The 16,663-nt window shown below is 72.9% G+C and carries 16 protein-coding genes; 10 read left to right on the top strand and 6 right to left on the bottom strand.

Annotated features, from left to right (window positions below; all coding sequences use genetic code 11):
- Window positions 1–8: 8 nt before the first annotated feature.
- Window positions 9–956, bottom strand: a complete 948-nt coding sequence (locus CP981_RS11575; RefSeq protein ID WP_085926823.1) for an aromatase/cyclase — start codon at window positions 954–956, stop codon at window positions 9–11.
- Window positions 957–1,138: 182 nt separating this feature from the next.
- Window positions 1,139–2,692, bottom strand: coding sequence for an FAD-binding oxidoreductase (locus CP981_RS11570; protein WP_085926824.1), 1,554 nt, complete (start codon window positions 2,690–2,692; stop codon window positions 1,139–1,141).
- 314 nt (window positions 2,693–3,006) lie between these two features.
- Between CP981_RS11570 and CP981_RS11565 the strand changes: the two genes are divergently transcribed.
- Entirely contained in the window at window positions 3,007–3,753 is a 747-nt protein-coding gene (locus CP981_RS11565; protein WP_085926825.1) for a cyclase family protein, read from the top strand.
- Between the two features lie 71 nt (window positions 3,754–3,824).
- Here the strand turns inward: CP981_RS11565 and CP981_RS11560 are convergent, their stop codons facing one another.
- Complete coding sequence (locus tag CP981_RS11560; protein ID WP_244329619.1) at window positions 3,825–4,517, bottom strand: AfsR/SARP family transcriptional regulator; 693 nt, start codon at window positions 4,515–4,517, stop codon at window positions 3,825–3,827.
- 559 nt (window positions 4,518–5,076) lie between these two features.
- Between CP981_RS11560 and CP981_RS11555 the strand changes: the two genes are divergently transcribed.
- Window positions 5,077–5,655 (top strand): flavodoxin family protein, encoded by a 579-nt coding sequence (locus CP981_RS11555; protein WP_085926827.1) that lies wholly within the window; start codon window positions 5,077–5,079, stop codon window positions 5,653–5,655.
- A 123-nt stretch (window positions 5,656–5,778) separates the two neighbouring features.
- Here CP981_RS11555 and CP981_RS11550 read toward each other — a convergent pair whose 3' ends face one another.
- The 3 genes from CP981_RS11550 to CP981_RS11540 form a co-directional block, all read right to left on the bottom strand.
- On the bottom strand, window positions 5,779–6,705 hold the full coding sequence (locus CP981_RS11550; protein ID WP_085926828.1) for an alpha/beta hydrolase: 927 nt from the start codon (window positions 6,703–6,705) through the stop codon (window positions 5,779–5,781).
- Window positions 6,702–7,139, bottom strand: coding sequence for a lipocalin-like domain-containing protein (locus tag CP981_RS11545; protein ID WP_244329618.1), 438 nt, complete (start codon window positions 7,137–7,139; stop codon window positions 6,702–6,704). The genes CP981_RS11550 and CP981_RS11545 overlap by 4 nt, the downstream gene beginning before the upstream one ends.
- 90 nt (window positions 7,140–7,229) lie before the next feature.
- Window positions 7,230–8,378 carry an acyl-CoA dehydrogenase family protein gene (locus CP981_RS11540; protein WP_085926830.1) on the bottom strand — a complete coding sequence of 383 codons (1,149 nt, stop codon included), beginning with the start codon at window positions 8,376–8,378 and terminating at the stop codon, window positions 7,230–7,232.
- Between the two features lie 300 nt (window positions 8,379–8,678).
- On the opposite strand from CP981_RS11540, the gene CP981_RS11535 reads away from it, so the two are divergent.
- From CP981_RS11535 to CP981_RS11500, 8 genes are all read left to right on the top strand, one after another.
- Window positions 8,679–9,947, top strand: coding sequence for a beta-ketoacyl-[acyl-carrier-protein] synthase family protein (locus CP981_RS11535; RefSeq protein ID WP_085926831.1), 1,269 nt, complete (start codon window positions 8,679–8,681; stop codon window positions 9,945–9,947).
- Complete coding sequence (locus CP981_RS11530) at window positions 9,944–11,179, top strand: ketosynthase chain-length factor (protein WP_085926832.1); 1,236 nt, start codon at window positions 9,944–9,946, stop codon at window positions 11,177–11,179. The genes CP981_RS11535 and CP981_RS11530 overlap by 4 nt, the downstream gene beginning before the upstream one ends.
- A 62-nt stretch (window positions 11,180–11,241) precedes the next feature.
- On the top strand, window positions 11,242–11,499 hold the full coding sequence (locus tag CP981_RS11525) for an acyl carrier protein (protein ID WP_085926833.1): 258 nt from the start codon (window positions 11,242–11,244) through the stop codon (window positions 11,497–11,499).
- Window positions 11,500–11,514: 15 nt separating this feature from the next.
- Window positions 11,515–11,994 (top strand): flavin reductase family protein, encoded by a 480-nt coding sequence (locus tag CP981_RS11520; protein ID WP_085926842.1) that lies wholly within the window; start codon window positions 11,515–11,517, stop codon window positions 11,992–11,994.
- A 24-nt stretch (window positions 11,995–12,018) separates the two neighbouring features.
- Window positions 12,019–13,944 carry a flavin-containing monooxygenase gene (locus CP981_RS11515; protein WP_085926834.1) on the top strand — a complete coding sequence of 642 codons (1,926 nt, stop codon included), beginning with the start codon at window positions 12,019–12,021 and terminating at the stop codon, window positions 13,942–13,944.
- Between the two features lie 101 nt (window positions 13,945–14,045).
- Entirely contained in the window at window positions 14,046–15,206 is a 1,161-nt protein-coding gene (locus tag CP981_RS11510; RefSeq protein WP_085926835.1) for an acyl-CoA dehydrogenase family protein, read from the top strand.
- Window positions 15,203–16,228: a methyltransferase gene (locus CP981_RS11505; protein ID WP_085926836.1), complete on the top strand. Its 1,026-nt coding sequence runs from the start codon at window positions 15,203–15,205 to the stop codon at window positions 16,226–16,228. The genes CP981_RS11510 and CP981_RS11505 overlap by 4 nt, the downstream gene beginning before the upstream one ends.
- A gap of 29 nt (window positions 16,229–16,257) precedes the next feature.
- Entirely contained in the window at window positions 16,258–16,656 is a 399-nt protein-coding gene (locus CP981_RS11500) for a nuclear transport factor 2 family protein (RefSeq protein ID WP_158092677.1), read from the top strand.
- Window positions 16,657–16,663 lie beyond the last annotated feature (7 nt).

Below are 16,663 nucleotides of genomic sequence, written 5' to 3'. Positions count from 1 at the left end.
CGCCGTGCTCACCGGTGGGCGCGGGCCGTGTGCTGTGCGGCGTACGCCATGGTGGTGGCGCTGTTGCGGCCGAGCGCCGCGCGCACCATGTCCCGGGCGTCGGCCAGGCCGTGGCCCGGGCCGAGCACCTCGGTGACCGCAGCGGGGTTCAGCAAAACCGTGTGCCGGGAGGTGAGTTCGGTGCTGCCGGAGCCCTCGGGGAAGGTCCACAGGCCGCTGTGGCCGAGCAGCAGCTTGGGCGTCACCTGCTGCTTGTAGGCGATCCATGCCGGGGAGCGGCACACCCGCACCGAACGCGTGGTGTGGGCCGCCCCGTCCGCCGTCACCGTCTCCATCTCCAGCTCCTGGATGCCCTCGGCGGGCTCGGCCAGCCGCACCTGGGAGACGTGCGGCAGCCGCTCGGCCCACCGGTCGGCCCGCTCGATGAAGGCATAGGCGTCGGCGGGCGCGCCGGGCAGCTCGATGCTGTCGCTGAAAGAGAAGGCGAGGTCGGCGACCGGGTGGCCCAGCTCGGCGAGGCGGGCGAGGGCGGCCAGCTCCTGGGTGCTGTTGCGGTCCAGGGCGGCGAGCGCCCGCTCCACCGTCTCCCCGCCGGGCTCCGCCGGGGTGAAGGAGTGCCGCAGCACCACCTCGGTGTCCCCGCCCGGCAGTGCGCGGAAGAGCCACTCCCCGCCCATGGACGCGAACGGCGGACGGCTGACCTCCTGGGCGAAGGTCACCCGGAGCCGGTCCGGGTCGAGGGTGCGGCGGGAGATCCAGCGGCTGACCGATCCGTTGACCGTGGCCCACATCTCGAAGCGCTCCGCGCGCTCGGACCGCTCCAGGTGCCGGACGTGGACGCACGGCCCGAAGAGGGCCGGCCACAGGGTGACGTCGGCCACCAGGCCGTGGAGCACGTCCGCCGGGGCGGCGACGACCTGGGTGTGCTCGGTGTGGTGTTCGTGTAGGGCTGCCATGCGCCCAACGTGGTCCGGTGGGCTCGAGGACCACTTGAGGTCGCGTCGGGCCGGACTCCGGGGCGGGCGAACGCCGATGACGGGTGGCCCGGCCGGCCCCGGGGCGGACGTGGTGAGCCGGTGGGGCGACGCCCACAGGCGCCGTCCCACCGGCTAGGACCGGCCCGCCTCGCGGGCGGGTGTCAGGCGGCCTTGACCGACATCGAGTGCCGGAAGGCGTCGGTCGGGTCCCAACGGGCCTTGGTGCGCTGGAGGCGGGGGTAGTTCTCGCCGAAGTAGAAGGTGTGCCAGGGCACCCCCGAGGTGTTGTGCGCGGGGTCGAGGATGTCGAGGTCGGGCGCGTTGATGTTGCATCCCTGGTAGCGGTCGCCGGGGACGGGGTAGCCGCCGGTCGAGGCGAAGACCTCGCCGTAGAGCTCGCGCAGCCACGCCAGGTGCCGGTCGTCCTCGGCCGGCTCCGTCCAGAAGGTCTCGAACAGCGCCACACACGCCGAGCGGCGCTGGAACAGCGCGGTGTCGGAGGGTGCCGGTGCGTTCATCCGGCCGCCGGCCATGGCGCCCAGCTGGATGAGCGCCGAGCCGGGCGGGGTGTTGAGGTAGTCCCGGCGCGTCAGCTGCCGGTACATGGTGGCGCACTGCTCGTCGGTGAACGACTGGCGCAGGAAGGCGTGTTTGATGGCGGCGCGCAGGGTGGCGTTGGTCTCGACCGTGGGGTTGCTGGTGTCGATGGTGACGGTGGAGGCCAGCCAGGGCAGTCGGCGGGACGGGAACGGTCCGGTGAGGCCGGTGTTGGCGGTCACCGCGCCGAGGTAGCTCTCCAGCAGCTTCTCCGCGTCCGGTGCCGCGGCGTCGACCTGGGTGAGCAGACCGATCCCGCCGCTGGACACGTGCTGGAGGAACAGCAGGCCGCACAGCGCCTCGCCCGGTGACCCGGGCTCGCTGTGGTCGATGTACCACTGGCACTGGTTGCGGACCAGGTGGGTGAAGGCGGCCTGGTCGAGCTGGTCCCACGAGGCGAAGACGGTGCCGATCAGCACCTCCCGCGGCGGCTGGGGGAGTTGGCGCTCCGGCCGGTGTCCGGACGCGTCGCGGGAGCGGAACCAGAACTTGGTGATGACGCCGAAGCTGCCGCCACCGCCGCCGGAGCAGGACCACCACAGGTCGCGGAGGTCGCCGGTGTCCTTCCGCGACGCGATCACCGTGCGGGCCTTGCGGTGGCGGTCGACGACCACGATCTCCACGGCCTCGATGAGGTCGCAGACATAGCCGAACTGACGGGAGAGCAGACCGTGGCCGCCACCGGTCGCGTGCCCGCCGATGCCGACCGAGGGGCAGACCCCGCCGGGCAGGGTCACGCCCCAGCCGCGGAACAGCCGTTCGTAGATCTCCCCCAGCTGGGCGCCGCTCTGGACGGCGAACGCCTTGCGGTGCGGGTCGTAGGAGATGTCGTTCATCATCCCGAGGTCGACGATGATGTCGACGTCCTTGTGGTAGGTGAAGTCGCCGTAGGAGTGGCCGCCGCTGCGGATGGAGAGGCGCTTGCCGGTGTCGACGGCCTCCTGGACGGCCCGTACGACCTGCTCCGTGGAGCCGACCAGGCGGATGTGTTCGGGCGCGGCCTGCCAGCGCCGATTGAATCCGGAAACAAGATCCAGATAGCGCCGGTCGTCCGGCCCGATGCTCGCGGGTCCGAATTCCCGTGGCGTGGTGAACGCGTCTTCCTGATCGGCGTGCATGCCGATTCCCCCTCCGGTGTTCGCATTTCTCATTCGAATCTTGCAGTCCCGGATCTTGAATTCCGGGCGCGCGGTTCCCCACCGTGCCCGCGCGTCGGGCGCATCTTTGCATATCTCGCGGCCTGCGGACCTTCACCCGGTGAATCCGTCGGCATTTCTTTGGGGAGTGATGAATTCCGCCGGCGGCGTCCAGGCCATGTTCGAGCCGTATTCGATCCCGGCGCCGCACACTGCCGCCCTCAGCCGCCCGAGGACAGGAGAACGCCCATGCGCACCACCGACGTACCGCGGCCGGCCCGTGAGGGGGGAGCGGTGTGAGCCGTTTCATCGACCTCAGCGTGGCGACGCAGGACACCGCCAGCGAGGCCACACCGGTGACGGTGGAGGTCCTCGGCCACGAGGCGGCCGCGACCGTCCTGGGCCTGACGCCCGAGGACTTCCCGGACGGCATGGCGATCTCGAACGAGACCGTCACGCTCACCACGCACACCGGCACCCACATGGACGCCCCGCTGCACTACGGCCCGCTCAGCGGCGGCCGCCCGGCCAAGAGCATCGACCGGGTGCCGCTGGAGTGGTGCTTCGGGCCCGGCGTCCGCCTCGACCTGCGCCATGTGCCCGCCGGCGAGGGCATCACCGCCGACGAGGTCCAGCAGGCGCTGGACGCGGCCCGGCATCAACTCCGGCCCGGCGACCTCGTCCTGCTGTGGACCGGGGCCGACGCGCTGTGGGGCTCGGCGCGCTACCTCACCGACTACGCCGGCCTCACCGGCGAAGCGACGCGGTACCTCGTCGAGCGCGGGGTGCGGGTCATCGGTATCGACGCCTGGGGACTGGACCGGCCGATGCGGTCGATGATCGAGGACTACCGGCGCACCGGCGACCGCGGCCACCTGTGGCCCGCCCACCTCTACGGCCGCACCCGGGAGTACCTCCAGCTCGAAAAGCTCGCACACCTCGGCGACCTGCCCGCGGCGACGGGCTTCACGGTCGCGTGCTTCCCGGTCGCCGTCGCCGGAGCCGGCGCCGGGTGGACGAGGGTGGTCGCCCTCCTCGACTGAGGCGCCGGCGACGCGACCCGGTGCGGGGCGCCGGCCCCGGCCACTTCGGCCGGGGCCGGCGCCGCCGCCGTTCAGCACCGGCCCGGTACCGCGCTCCCCTCGCTCAGCATGGCGTGCTGGAGGAGTTGCACCGCGGGCGCCGGCTCGACGCCCAGTTCGGCGTCGAGGGTCCGCCACAGGCTCTGGTACGCCTGGAGCGCCTCGGCCCGCCGTCCGCACTTGTGCAGCGACGTGATGAGCTGGGCGTGCAGCCGCTCGTTGAGCGGGTTCGCGGCGACCAGCAGCCGCAGTTGCGGGATGATCTCCTGGTGCCGCCCGAGGCGCTGGTTGGCCTCGATGCGCAGTTCGGTGGCCGCGAACCGGAGTTCGTTGAGGTAGGTGATGTGGGCGTCGAGGACGCTGCCGAGCATCATGCCGACGAGCACCGGCCCGCGCCACAGGCGCAGCGCCTCGTCGAGGCGGTCCAGCGCCGCCTCCGCCCGCCCGTCGTCCAGCAGACGCCGGGACCGCTGGACGAGCCCCTCGAAGACGGCGGCGTCGATGGCGTCGTCGGGCACCTGGATGACATAGCCGGCCGGTCGGGTGGCCAGCACCGCATGCCCGTCGGGCAGGTTCGCGAAGATCTTCCGCGCGTGGTAGACGTACGTCTGGAGCGTGGTCAGCGCGCTGCGCGGGACCTTCTCCCCCCATAGTTCCTCGATCAGCGTGTCCACGCCGACCGTCTCGCCGTTCTGGATCAGCAGCAGCCCGAGGACCTGACTCACCTTCGACCTGCTGAGTAAGCACGACCTGCCGTCACTCGAAACAATCTCGAATTGGCCGAGCAGATGGAACTTCACGGATTTCCCCCCTTAGTGATCAGCGAAATCCGGTGGAGGCGTGAATTCCGTGCCGTATGCCGGGCATCGGCAGTGGATCAACACGTCGCCGGACCGGCGCCGATCCTTACAACCCCCGTCACCGTCACCCGCGGATTCCGCCGGATGACGGTGAATTACTTTCTGGGAAAGGTAACGGAGCCGGGGTCGCAGAACCACTACCGCCGACGTGACCCCGGTCACAGTGCCCGGATTTCCATCGCATCTTCGCGGCGAACCTGCTCTTAGTGCCGGGCGACCCGGAATTCCGCCTTCCTATTCGCTCATGCCGCGGCGGGCAGTTCTTTCGGGCAGGTGGAACAGCTCGCTCGGCGAGTGCACCCGGCGCCGCGTGACTGCGAGGCTGAGCGCAGGGCGCCCGCCCCGTTCTCGGCCGGGCGCCGGGGAGGGACGTGTGCCTGCCAGGCGGGCACCGTTGACGCAGAACCACCAAGGGGGAAACCACATGTCCGACAGCTCGGTGTCCGTCGTCATCGCCTACCACAGCGGGTACGGACACACGACCAGGATGGCCGAGGCCGTCCGGGACGGTGCGGCGTCGGTGACGGGCACGACCGTCGAGCTGCTCCCGGTCGACGCGCTCACCGAGGAGCACTGGGCGAAACTGGACGCCGCGCACGCGATCGTCTTCGGCTCGCCCACCTACATGGGCTCGGCGAGCCCGGCGTTCCACACCTTCGCCCACGACACCAGCGGGCGGTGGTACACACAGGTCTGGAAGGACAAGGTGGCCGCGGGCTTCACCAGCTCCGGCGCGATGAGCGGGGACAAGCTCAACACCCTCCAGTACTTCACCGTCCTGGCCGCCCAGCACGGCATGCACTGGGTCAACCTCGACCTGCTGCCCGGCGGCGGTGAGGGCGAACTCAACCGGCTCGGCGGCTGGTTGGGCGCGATGGCGCAGTCGCCCGGCGACGGCGGCCCGGAGATGATGCAGAAGTCCGATCTGCTCACCGCCGCCCACCTCGGGCAGCGGGTCGCCGAGCACACCCGGCTGCTGCACCGGGCCCGGTCGCTGTCCTGACCGCCGTCGGCCGCCGCGCCGGGGCACCGGCCCGGCGGCCGACGCGAAGCGCACGGCGGCCGGGTGCCCCGGACTCACCGGAGTCCGGGGCACCCGGCCGTGGCGCGTGGCGGGGCCGGCGGTTCACGCCCCCAGACCGCGGCGGAGCGCCTCGATCTGGTCGGCCGTCATCCGCCGGGAGACCGCGGCGTGCGCGAGGCCCACGGAGGCGTGGAACGTCCCCGGGTACTGCACCAGCTCGGCCCGCACCCCCGCCGCGACCAGCCGCCGGGCGAAGGCGATGCCCTCGTCCCGCAGCGGGTCGAACTCGCACACCCCGACGAAGGCCGGCGGCAGCCCGCGCAGTTCCGCCGCCCGGGCGGGCGCCGCGTACGGCGAGGGCGCACCGCCGCCCAGGTAGTGCTGCCAGCTCAGGACCAGGTTGCCGCGGTCGAGCATCGGGGTGTCCACGAAGGCCCGGGCGGAACCGGTCGCCAGCCGGTCGTCCAGCTGCGGGAACAGCAGGTAGAGGAAGCACACCGGCGGCCCGCCCCGGTCCCGGGAACGCAGCGCGAGGCCGGCGGCCAGCCCGCCGCCGGCGCTGAAGCCGCCCACGCCGATCCGGGCGGGGTCCACCCCCAGCTCGTCGGCGTGGCCGGCGGTCCACTCCAGCGCGGCGGCACAGTCCTCGAATCCGGCGGGGAACGGGTGCTCCGGTGCGAGGCGGTAGTCCGGGGACACCACCACCGCGCCCGCCAGGTCGGCGATCCGGGTGGCGGCCGTCCGCGAGGTCTCCAGGTCGCCGGTGAGGAAGCCGCCCCAGTGCGGGAAGACCAGCGCCGGCCGCGGACCGCGGCGGGCCGGCGGCCGGTACAGCCGAACGGTCACCCCGGGCCCGCCGGGCACCGGGACCGTCCGGTCCTCCACCGTCACCCGGGACAGCGGCCGGTACGCCGGCTGACGCGCCATCACCGCACGCAGCGCGGCCCGCGCCCCGGCCGGGTCGGCGTAGTCCAGCGGGGGCATCCGCGCCGCGAACGGGGCCAGTTCGGGGTCGAAGTCGTAGCTCACGGCCGGCCTCCGGTTGCCCGCCGCCAGGTCAGTACGCGCTCCTGCGGCGGCCCGCCCGCGGCGCCCGCCGAGCCGGAGAGGGTCAACAGCGCGCCGTCGAACGCCAGTCGGCGGGTCTGCCGGGAGCCGACCAGATAGCCGTGCGAACTCACCGTGACGTCGTGGACGACCTGCCGCCCGGACAGCCGCCAGGTCCCGGCGTACCCCATGAACCGCGGCGCCGGGCCCGCCCGGCCGGCCGGCGGCGGGTCCCCCCGCATCATGCTCACCGACACCCGGCCGTCGGCGCTGTAGATCAACAGCCCCCGGGGGTCCGGGCCCAGGGGGCCCTCGCCGAGCGCGCCCCCCTCGTCGACGCTGACGTAGGAGGTGAGTTCCCACGCCCCGATCAGCTCCTCCGGGCGGACCGCGGGCGGGCGGGTGGTGGTCGTCATGGCCATGGGGCCCTTTCGCAGACGGGGTGAAATACGGGGACGGGGCGGACACGCCCCGGCGGGGCGCCGGCGGTAGGCGACCGGCCGGGGTCAGTCCTCGATGACGGTCCGGGCGTACGCGGCCGCCGCGGACTCCAGCTGAAGCGCCTGGTGACCGGCCACCGAGTTCACATCGCGCCAGAAGCGCTGCACCGGATTGGCGGTGGACTGGCCGCTGGTGCCCACACCGCGGAAGAGCCGGTTCACCACGCCGACGAGGAGGTCGGTGGCCACGGCGCAGTCGCGCCACGCCCGCATGGTGTCCGGCACGCTGATGCCGGGCCCCGAGTCCGCCGTCGCCGAGGCCCGTTCGAGCAGCAGGCCGGCGGCGTCGATCTCGGTGGCGCTGCGGGTGAGGAGCACGTCGTAGGAGATGCGGTGGAACGCCGGCATACCGGCCGGCGGGGGCCCGGACCGGCCGGCCGCGGCCCGGATCTTCGACGTGGCATGGCCGGTCCAGGACGCCAGCGCCCCCTTGGCGGCACCGAGCGCGGGCGAGGCGAACATCATGGTCGTGGACTGCATCGGGACCGCGTGGCACGACGCCGCCGAGGCGGCGGCCCGGCCCGCGAACAGGTCCGCCCTGCTGACCGAGCGGGCCGCCGGGACCAGGACGTCCTCGACGATCACCGTATTGCTCCCGGTGGCGGCCATGCCCACGTTCTGCCAGCTGTCCACGGTCCGCCAGGCGGCGCGCGGCACCGCGAAGAGACGCGGCTCGGGCCGGTCGCCGGTGCGCGTCATGGCGGCCAGCAGGCCCCAGTCCGCGTGGTCGATGGCGCTGACGAACGGCCAGGTGCCCGACAGCCGGTGGCCGCCGGGGACCGGTTCGGCCGTGCCGACCGGGGACAGGGCGGCGACCAGCAGGGCGTCCGGGCCGTCGGCCCAGATCTCGCGGTACCCCTCGGCGGGCAGATGCGCGGCCATCCGGGAGACGTGCGCGGCCAGCGACGCACACCAGGCGGTGGCGGTGCAGCCCGTCCCGACGGCGGTCACCGCGTGGTGCAGCTCCAGGAAGGTGCCCTCGCGCCCGCCGCACCCGGCCGGTACGAAGTGGCGCGGGAAGCCCGCCGCGACCAGGGCCTTGACCACGTCGGGGTCGAGCCGGCGGTCGGCCTCCGCGGCGGCCGCGCGGTGCGCCGCCGCGGAGGCGACGTCCCCGGCCGCCGCCAGCAGCGGGGTTGACGTCAGGTCGTCCATCCTCGTGCGCTCCTCGGCTCGTGTGGATCGGTCGGTGCGTACCGGTCGCCGCCACAACGGCGGGCCGGCGCCCCGCACGCTGGCGCCCGCCGTTCGCAGATGGCTCGACCCTCGCTCGAAGCCGTCCGGGGCGATCCGCGCACCACCGGCCTTCGAGTGAGGTCCGAGCCGCGGCCCGGAACCTGCCGAGCGTCTCGTTGCGCCGCGTTGCAGCGGGTCCTGCGCCGACGCTGTGCGCTTCCGACGAAAGGGGAACGTCATGAACGACTCGGCAGCTTCGAGGGTGACGGGGGGTGTGCGATGACCCGCCGCGTGGTGATCACCGGCATCGGGGTGCGGACCCCGGGCGGGGACGGGACCAAGGCGTTCTGGAAGCTGCTGACGTCCGGCCGCACCGCCACCCGCCGGCTGTCCTTCTTCGACCCGTCCCGCTATCGCTCCCAGGTCGCCGCGGAGGCCGACTTCGACCCGGTGCACGAGGGGCTCTCCCCGCTGGAGATCCGCCGCATGGACCGGGCGTCGCAGTTCGCCGTGGTGTGTGCGCGGGACGCGATCTCCGACAGCGGGCTTCAGTTCGAGACGTTCGACCCCGGCCGGGTCGGCGTCAGCCTGGGCAGCGCCGTGGCCGCGGCGACCAGCCTGGAACAGGAGTACCTCGTCCTGTCCGACAGCGGGCGCAACTGGCTGGTCGACCACGCCAGCCTGTCCCCGCACATGTTCGACTACCTGGCGCCCAGCGCGATGCCCGCCGAGGTGGCGTGGACCGTCGCCGCCGAAGGCCCGGTGACGATGGTCTCCAACGGCTGCACCTCGGGCATCGACTCGGTGGGCCACGCCTGCCAGGTGATCCGGGAGGGCAGCGCGGACGTCATGCTCGCCGGTGCGTCCGACACCCCGATCACCCCGATCGTCGTCGCCTCCTTCGACGCCATCAAGGCGACCACCGACCGCAACGACGACCCCGAGCACGCCTCCCGGCCCTTCGACCGGACCCGCAACGGCTTCGTCCTCGCCGAGGGCGCCGCCATGTTCGTCCTGGAGGACCACGAGCACGCCCGCCGGCGCGGCGCGCACATCTACGCCGAGATCACGGGCTACGCCGCACGCTGCAACGCGTACCACATGACCGGTCTGAAGCCCGACGGCCGGGAGATGGCCGAGGCCATCCGCGCCGCCCTGGACGAATCCCGCATCGACCCCACCGACATCGACTACATCAACGCCCACGGCTCCGGGACCAAGCAGAACGACCGCCACGAGACGGCCGCCTACAAGCGCAGCCTGGGCGCACACGCCTACCGGGCGCCGGTCAGCTCCATCAAGTCCATGGTCGGGCACTCCCTCGGCGCCATCGGCTCGATCGAGATCGCCGCCTGCGCCCTGGCGATCGAGAACGGGGTGATCCCGCCGACCGCGAACCTGCACGAGGCCGACCCCGAGTGCGACCTCGACTACGTCCCCCGGACCGCCCGCGAGAAGCGCCTGCGCAGCGTGCTCACCGTGGGCAGCGGATTCGGCGGCTTCCAGAGCGCGATGGTCCTGCGCCAGGCCGGGGGTGCCCGGGCATGACGCAGCAGCGTGAAGCGGTCCTGGTCACCGGCATCGGCCTGATCGCGCCCAACGGCGCGGGACTGGAGCCATACTGGGCGGCGGTCCTCGAAGGCCGCAGCGGCATCGGCGAGCTCACCCGGTTCGACGCCGCACGCTACCCGGTCCGGCTGGCCGGGCAGATCGACGCCTTCGACGCGGCGGAACACCTGCCCAGCCGGCTCCTGCCGCAGACCGACGTCTCCACCCGCTACGCCCTGGTCGCCGCGGACTGGGCGCTGGCCGACGCCAAGATCGGGCCCGACGACTTCGACGACTACGAAAAGGGCGTGGTCACCGCCAACGCCTCCGGCGGCTTCGAGTTCACCCACCGCGAGTTCCACAAACTCTGGTCACAGGGCCCCGGCGCGGTCAGCGTCTACGAGTCCTACGCGTGGTTCTACGCGGTGAACACCGGGCAGATCTCGCTCCGCAACGGACTGCGCGGCCCCGGCAGCGCACTCGTCGCCGAGCAGGCCGGCGGACTGGACGCCCTCGGCCACGCCCGCCGGACCGTGCTGCGCGGTACGCCGATGGTCGTCACCGGCGGCGTCGACTCGGCACTGGACCCCTGGGGGTGGGTGGCACAGATATCCGGCGGCCGCCTGAGCACCGCCACCGACCCGTCCCGCGCCTATCTGCCCTTCGACGCCCACGCCCGTGGCTACGTCCCCGGCGAGGGCGGCGCGATCCTCGTGGTGGAGTCCGCCGGGGCGGCGGCCCGCCGCGGTGCCCCGCACGTCTACGGCGAGATCGCCGGATACGCCACCACCTTCGACCCGCCCCCGGGCTCACCGCGCCCGCCCGGCCTGCGCCGCGCCGCGGAACTGGCGCTCGCCGACGCCGGGATGACCCCGGACGACATCGACGTGGTGTTCGCCGACGCCTCCGGCGTACCGGACCTCGACCGGGCCGAAGCCGAGGCCGTCAGCGGTCTGTTCGGGCCGTGCGGGGTGCCGGTGACCGCGCCCAAGACGCTGACCGGACGCCTCTACGCCGGAGGCGGGCCGGTGGACGTCTGCGCGGCGCTGCTGTCCTTCCGCGACGCCGTGATCCCGCCGACCGCCGGCACCACCGAGGTGCCCGAGGACTACCGGATCGACCTGGTAAGGGGCGCGCCCCGTCCCGGCCCGGTGTCCTCGGCCCTGGTCCTCGCCCGCGGCAAGTGGGGGTTCAACAGCGCGGTCGTCGTCCGCGCCGTCCCCGCACCGTGACCACCCTTCGCCCGGAACCGGCCCACCGGCCCGTACCACCGACACCTCTCAAGGAGCCCACCATGCCTCAGATGACCCTCGACGACCTCCGGCGCCTGCTGATCGAGTGCGCAGGGGAGACCGACGACGACAGCCTCTCCGGCGACATCCTCGACACGGACTTCACCAGCCTCGGCTACGACTCGCTGGCCATGCTGGAGACCGCCGCCCGCATCACCGCCGACTACGGCGTGCCCGTCCCCGACGACCGGATACCGCAGCTGACGACCCCGCGCGCGGTCCTGGATCTCGTCAACGCCGCCGCAAGCCCGTCGAGTTGACGGGGCGTGCACACGATGTCCGATGAATTCAAGGACGCCATGGCCCGCTTCCCCACCGGGGTCGCCGTCGTCACGGCCTGCGACGAGACCGGCGCACCGCACGGTCTGACCGTCAGCTCCCTGTGCTCGGTGTCCCTGGACCCGCCGCTGCTGCTGATCTGTGTCGCCAAGTCGGCGCGGTGTTCCCCGGTGTTCGAACGCAGCGCGGAGTTCGCGGTCAGCCTGCTTCGCGGCCACCACACGGAACTGGCCCGGCGCTTCGCGACCAGCACGGCCGAGAAGTTCGCCGGCGGGGGATTCGCCCGGACGCCGCGCGGGGGCGTGGTCGTCGAGGACGCCCTGGCCACCCTCGACTGCCTGGTCGACGGGCGGTACGACGCGGGGGACCACACCATCCTCGTCGGCAAGGTCGTCGACCACCGGCTCGCCGACGGCCACGGGACCCCCGCCGTCTACGTCGACCGGAAGTTCACCACGCCCAGCCCGGCACGCTGACCCACTGCGAAGGCGGATGTTCCCATGGCGATCCACCGGCCCGTCGCACCGTTCCCCGGTGACGCGGAGACCCTGCGCCGGCACCTGGCCGGGGCGGAGGTCCCCGCGCTGCTGATGACGCTCGCGCACCTGACCGGCGACACCTCCCTGCTGCGCGACGACCTCCGGGCTCCCGGCTGGCTGTTCGCGCCCCAGGGCGGCCTGTCCGAGGAGCGGCAGGCCGAGATCCGCGAGCGGGCCGTACAGGTCCTGCTGCGGCTCGGCGACCGCGCCCCCGGCACCCCGCCCGGCCCGCCGGACCGCGAGCTGCTGCGCACGATCACGACCTGGGCCATGGGGGACGGCACCGAGGACCTGCTGCCGCTGCTGGCGGAGGAGATCGTCCGCCCCGGCCAGGATCCCCGGGCCCCCGACTGGACCCTCGACGAGCTCGGACCGGGCCGGGACTTCCACGTCGCCGTCATCGGTGCCGGCTTCAGCGGACTGCTGGCCGGCCACCGCCTGGCGCAGGCCGGCATCCCGTTCGTGATCTACGACAAGAACCCCGACGTCGGCGGGACGTGGCTGGAGAACACCTACCCCGGGTGCCGGACCGACGTGGCCAGCCACCTCTACAACTACTCCTTCGCCCCGAAGGCCGACTGGCCCGACCACTTCTGCACCCAGGACGTCGTCCTGGACTACCTCCGCACCTTCGCCAAGCAGGCCGGGCTGACCGACCACCTCCGCCTCGGCACCGAGGTCACCGCCCTGCGCTGGGACGAGACGGCTGCCCGCTGGCACCTCACCCTCCGTGGACCGGAGGGCACCCGGACCGCCGGCCACCACGCCGTCATCAGCGCCGTGGGCCAGCTGAACCGGCCCCTGCTGCCGGACCTGCCCGGCCGGGACACCTTCGCCGGCCCCGCCTTCCACTCGGCCGCCTGGGACCACTCGGTCGACCTCACCGGGCGGCGGGTCGCCGTCGTCGGCACCGGCGCGAGCGCCTACCAGATCGTTCCCGAGATCGCCGGGACGGCCTCCGAGGTCACCGTCTTCATGCGCAACCCGCCCTGGCTGCGGCCCACTCCGCACTACCGCCGCCCGATGCCCGCCGGCGCCCGCTGGCTGTGCGAGCACCTGCCGTACTACGACCGGTGGTACCGCTTCTGGCTCCTCGCCCCGGGCCTGCGGGGCATCCTGGAGGGCTGGATCGTCGACCCCGGCCACCCGCCCACCGAGCGCGCCGTCTCCGCCCTCAACGAGGAACTGCGCAGCAGCCTGCTGGCCTCGATGGCGGCCCAGCTGCCCGACGACCCCGAGCTGCTGGACGCGGTGACGCCGGGCTACCCGGTCGGCGCCAAACGCGTGCTGCGGGACGACGGCCGCTGGCTGGCCACCCTCCAACGGGACGACGTCCGCCTGGTGACCGCACCCATCGACCGGGTCACACCGGCCGGACTCACCGCCGGCGGCGTGGCACACGACGCCGATGTCCTCGTCTACGCCACCGGGTTCCAGGCCTCCCGCTTCCTGACCCCGATGACGGTGACCGGCCGGGACGGGGCCGACCTGCACACGGGCTGGCGCGGCGACCCGCGCGCCTACCTGGGCATCACGGTGCCCGGGTTCCCCAACCTGTTCTGCCTGTACGGGCCGAACACCAACCTCGTCGGCCAGGGCGGCAGCATCGTCTACTTCTCCGAGTGCGCGGTGACCCATGTCCTGGGCGTCCTGCGGATGCTGCTGGCGGGCGGGCACCGTTCCGCGGAGGTCCGGCCGGAAACCCATGACGCCTACAACCGCTGGGTCGACGCCGGGAACCGGCAGCGCGCCTGGGGCTGGTCCGCGGTGGGCGGCTGGTACAACGCCAACGGCCGCTCGGCGACCAACTGGCCCTACTCCGCACAGGAGTACTGGCGCCGCACCCGGACCGCCGACCCCGCCGACTACGTCCTCCGCCGCCCGTGACACCCAGCCGTACCGGCACCGGACCCGGCCCCCGCTCCCGCCGCCACCGGCCCGTCGTGGCCGCCCGTGGCCCCTCGTCGACGCAACCAAGGATGATGAGAATGCACCCAGTGCGCGAGTCACTGCCGGCGGCCGCCGAAGCCGTCGCCGAACTGGCCTCCGGGCTGGCCGCCCAGATGGAACACGAGCGCCGGCTCAGCCCCGACGTGGTCAAGGCCCTGACCGGGGCCGGCTTCCTGCGGCACTTCGTCCCCACCGCGTTCGGCGGGAACGCCGGCACGTTCCGGGAGCTGATGCGGGCCGTCAGCACGCTCGGCGAGACCTGCGCGGCGACCGCGTGGTGCGCCTCCCTGTTCGCCAGCTCCCCCCGGTTCGTGTCCTTCTTCCCGCCCGAGGGCCGGCAGGAGATCTGGGCCGGGGGGCCCGACGCCGCCGTCGTCTGCTCGGTCATCCCGTTCGGCGAGGCGGTCGGCGAGCCGGGCGGACTGCGGGTCTCCGGGCGCTGGCCGTACATGAGCGGCATCGAGTATGCCGACTGGGTCATCGTGTGTGCCAAGGAGCTGCTGGCCCGGGGCGGACCACGGCTGACCCTGGTGGCCGTCCCCCGCGCGCAGTGCCGGACCGAGGACACCTGGCGCAGCGTGGGCATGCAGGCCACCGGCAGCAACACCGTGGTCGTGGAGGACGTCTTCGTCCCCGCCCACCGGGTCGGCGACCGGGCGGCCCTGTTCGCCGGCCGGCCCGCGGACCCCGACGGGCCGGGGACCGCCGGGCTCGCCCCGCTGCCCGCCGTCAACGGCCTGACGTTCGTCGTCCCGGCCCTGGGCGCGGCCCGCGGCGCCCTCGCCCTGCTCACCGACCACCTCGGCCGCAAACTCCACCATGTCCCCGTCCTGCCCGGGGTGCCGGGGGCCCTGGACAACCAGACCACCTACGAGACCGTGCTCGCGCGCAGCGCCGCCGAGATCGACGCGGCCCAGCTGCTGCTGGAACGCATCGCGGACCTGGCCGACAGCGGCGAGCCGATCACACCGGAGCAGGTCGCCCGCAACGCGCGGGACAGCGCCTTCGCCGTCGACACGCTGGCCGGCACCGTGAACCGGATCTTCCGCACCGCCGGAACGAGCGGCCAGGCCGCCGACGGCCCCCTCCAGCGCATCTGGCGCGACGTCAACGCCATCGCCACCCACCAAGCCCTCCAGACCGAGCCGACGGCACGTGCCTACGCCCGGTCCCTGTTCACCCCGAGGAGCACGCCATGACCCGACCCGTCCCCACTCCCGACCGCCTGCTGGAACTCGGCATGGGCTTCCAGGCGTCGAAGGCGCTGCTCAGCGCCATCGAACTCGGCGTCTTCACCGAACTCGCCAAGGGCCCGGCGGACGGCCCGGCCCTGCGCGAGCGGCTGGGCCTGCACCCCCGCGCGGCGGCGGACTTCTTCGACACGCTGGTGGCGCTGGGCCTGCTCCGGCGCGCCGAGGGGGTCTACCGCAACGCCGACGACGCCGATGCCTTCCTCGACCGCGACAAGCCGGCCTACGCCCACCTCGGCGGGCTGCTGGAGATGGCCAACTCGCGGCTGTACGGCATCTACCACCACCTGACCGACACCCTGCGCACCGGACTGCCGCACGACGAGTCCAGCGCCAGTGAGCTGGACACCTACGACGCCCTCTACGCCGACCCCGCGCGGCTGAAGCAGTTCCTCGCGTCCATGACCGGTGTCAGCCACACCGCCAACCGCGCCATCGCCCGGCAGGTGTCCTGGCGGGACCACCGGACCGTGGCCGACATGGGCACCGCCCAGGGCGACCTGGCGGTACAGGTCCTGCTGGCCAACCCGCACCTGACCGGCATCGGCTTCGACCTGCCGGCGGCCGGGCCGGTGTTCGAGGAGTACGCCCGGGCCCATGGCCTGAATGAGCGGCTGACGTTCGCCGGGGGCGACTTCTTCACCGATGATTTCCCCCGAGCCGATATCTTCACCTTCGGCCACATACTCCACAATTGGGACCTGGAGAAGAAGAAGCTGCTGCTCAAGAAGGCATGGCAGGCCCTGCCCACGGGTGGCGCGGTCGTCGTCTATGACTCGCTCATCGACGACGACCGGTCCGAGAACGCCTTCGCCCTGCTGATGAGCCTGACCATGCGCGCGGTCACCGACGGCGGCTTCGGCTACACCGCACGGGAATGCCGGGACTGGATGACCGAGGCGGGGTTCGGCCGCACCTGGAGCGAACACCTCGCCGGCCCCGACTCGATCGTGGTCGGCATCAAGGAATGACACCGAGGCACGAGGAAGGATCACCGCCGATGCAGACCGACTCCCTGAAGGCGAACAAGGAACTCGTCTCCGAGTTCATCCGCGTCTTCTACAACGACAAGGACTTCGACCGGGCGCGCACCATGCTCACCGAGGACTTCACCAACCACCACCCGGGCGCCGGGGTCGGCCCCGACCGGACCGTCGACAGCTTCCGGGAGCACGCCGCCACGCCCTTCCCCGACTTCTCCCTGACCATCCAGCGCATGATCGCCGAGGACGACCAGGTGTGGACCCACGGCGTCGTCCGGGTCTCCCCGGACGCTCCGCCGGTGATCGTGGTGGACCTGTGGCGGATCGAGGACGGCAGGCTCGCCGAGCACTGGGACGTCGGACAGGCCGTCCCCGAAGGCTCCACCCTCGACGAGATGATCGCGGACACCCGGTGACCGCCGG

Origin of the sequence: Streptomyces platensis (assembly GCF_008704855.1) — a bacterium.
In the GTDB taxonomy this organism is placed as follows: domain Bacteria; phylum Actinomycetota; class Actinomycetes; order Streptomycetales; family Streptomycetaceae; genus Streptomyces; species Streptomyces platensis.
The sequence above is the reverse complement of the archived record's forward strand: the minus strand, read 5'-3'. Positions and strand labels throughout refer to the sequence as shown.

What these genes read in the sequence shown, in the direction of transcription:
- CP981_RS11575 (WP_085926823.1), bottom strand. Translation starts at nt 956, where the DNA reads ATGGCAGCCCTACACGAACACCACACCGAGCACACCCAGGTCGTCGCC.
- CP981_RS11570 (WP_085926824.1), bottom strand. Translation starts at nt 2,692, where the DNA reads ATGCACGCCGATCAGGAAGACGCGTTCACCACGCCACGGGAATTCGGA.
- CP981_RS11555 (WP_085926827.1), top strand. Translation starts at nt 5,077, where the DNA reads ATGTCCGACAGCTCGGTGTCCGTCGTCATCGCCTACCACAGCGGGTAC.
- CP981_RS11545 (WP_244329618.1), bottom strand. Translation starts at nt 7,139, where the DNA reads ATGACGACCACCACCCGCCCGCCCGCGGTCCGCCCGGAGGAGCTGATC.
- CP981_RS11540 (WP_085926830.1), bottom strand. Translation starts at nt 8,378, where the DNA reads ATGGACGACCTGACGTCAACCCCGCTGCTGGCGGCGGCCGGGGACGTC.
- CP981_RS11535 (WP_085926831.1), top strand. Translation starts at nt 8,679, where the DNA reads ATGACCCGCCGCGTGGTGATCACCGGCATCGGGGTGCGGACCCCGGGC.
- CP981_RS11530 (WP_085926832.1), top strand. Translation starts at nt 9,944, where the DNA reads ATGACGCAGCAGCGTGAAGCGGTCCTGGTCACCGGCATCGGCCTGATC.
- CP981_RS11525 (WP_085926833.1), top strand. Translation starts at nt 11,242, where the DNA reads ATGCCTCAGATGACCCTCGACGACCTCCGGCGCCTGCTGATCGAGTGC.
- CP981_RS11520 (WP_085926842.1), top strand. Translation starts at nt 11,515, where the DNA reads ATGTCCGATGAATTCAAGGACGCCATGGCCCGCTTCCCCACCGGGGTC.
- CP981_RS11515 (WP_085926834.1), top strand. Translation starts at nt 12,019, where the DNA reads ATGGCGATCCACCGGCCCGTCGCACCGTTCCCCGGTGACGCGGAGACC.
- CP981_RS11510 (WP_085926835.1), top strand. Translation starts at nt 14,046, where the DNA reads ATGCACCCAGTGCGCGAGTCACTGCCGGCGGCCGCCGAAGCCGTCGCC.
- CP981_RS11505 (WP_085926836.1), top strand. Translation starts at nt 15,203, where the DNA reads ATGACCCGACCCGTCCCCACTCCCGACCGCCTGCTGGAACTCGGCATG.
- CP981_RS11500 (WP_158092677.1), top strand. Translation starts at nt 16,258, where the DNA reads ATGCAGACCGACTCCCTGAAGGCGAACAAGGAACTCGTCTCCGAGTTC.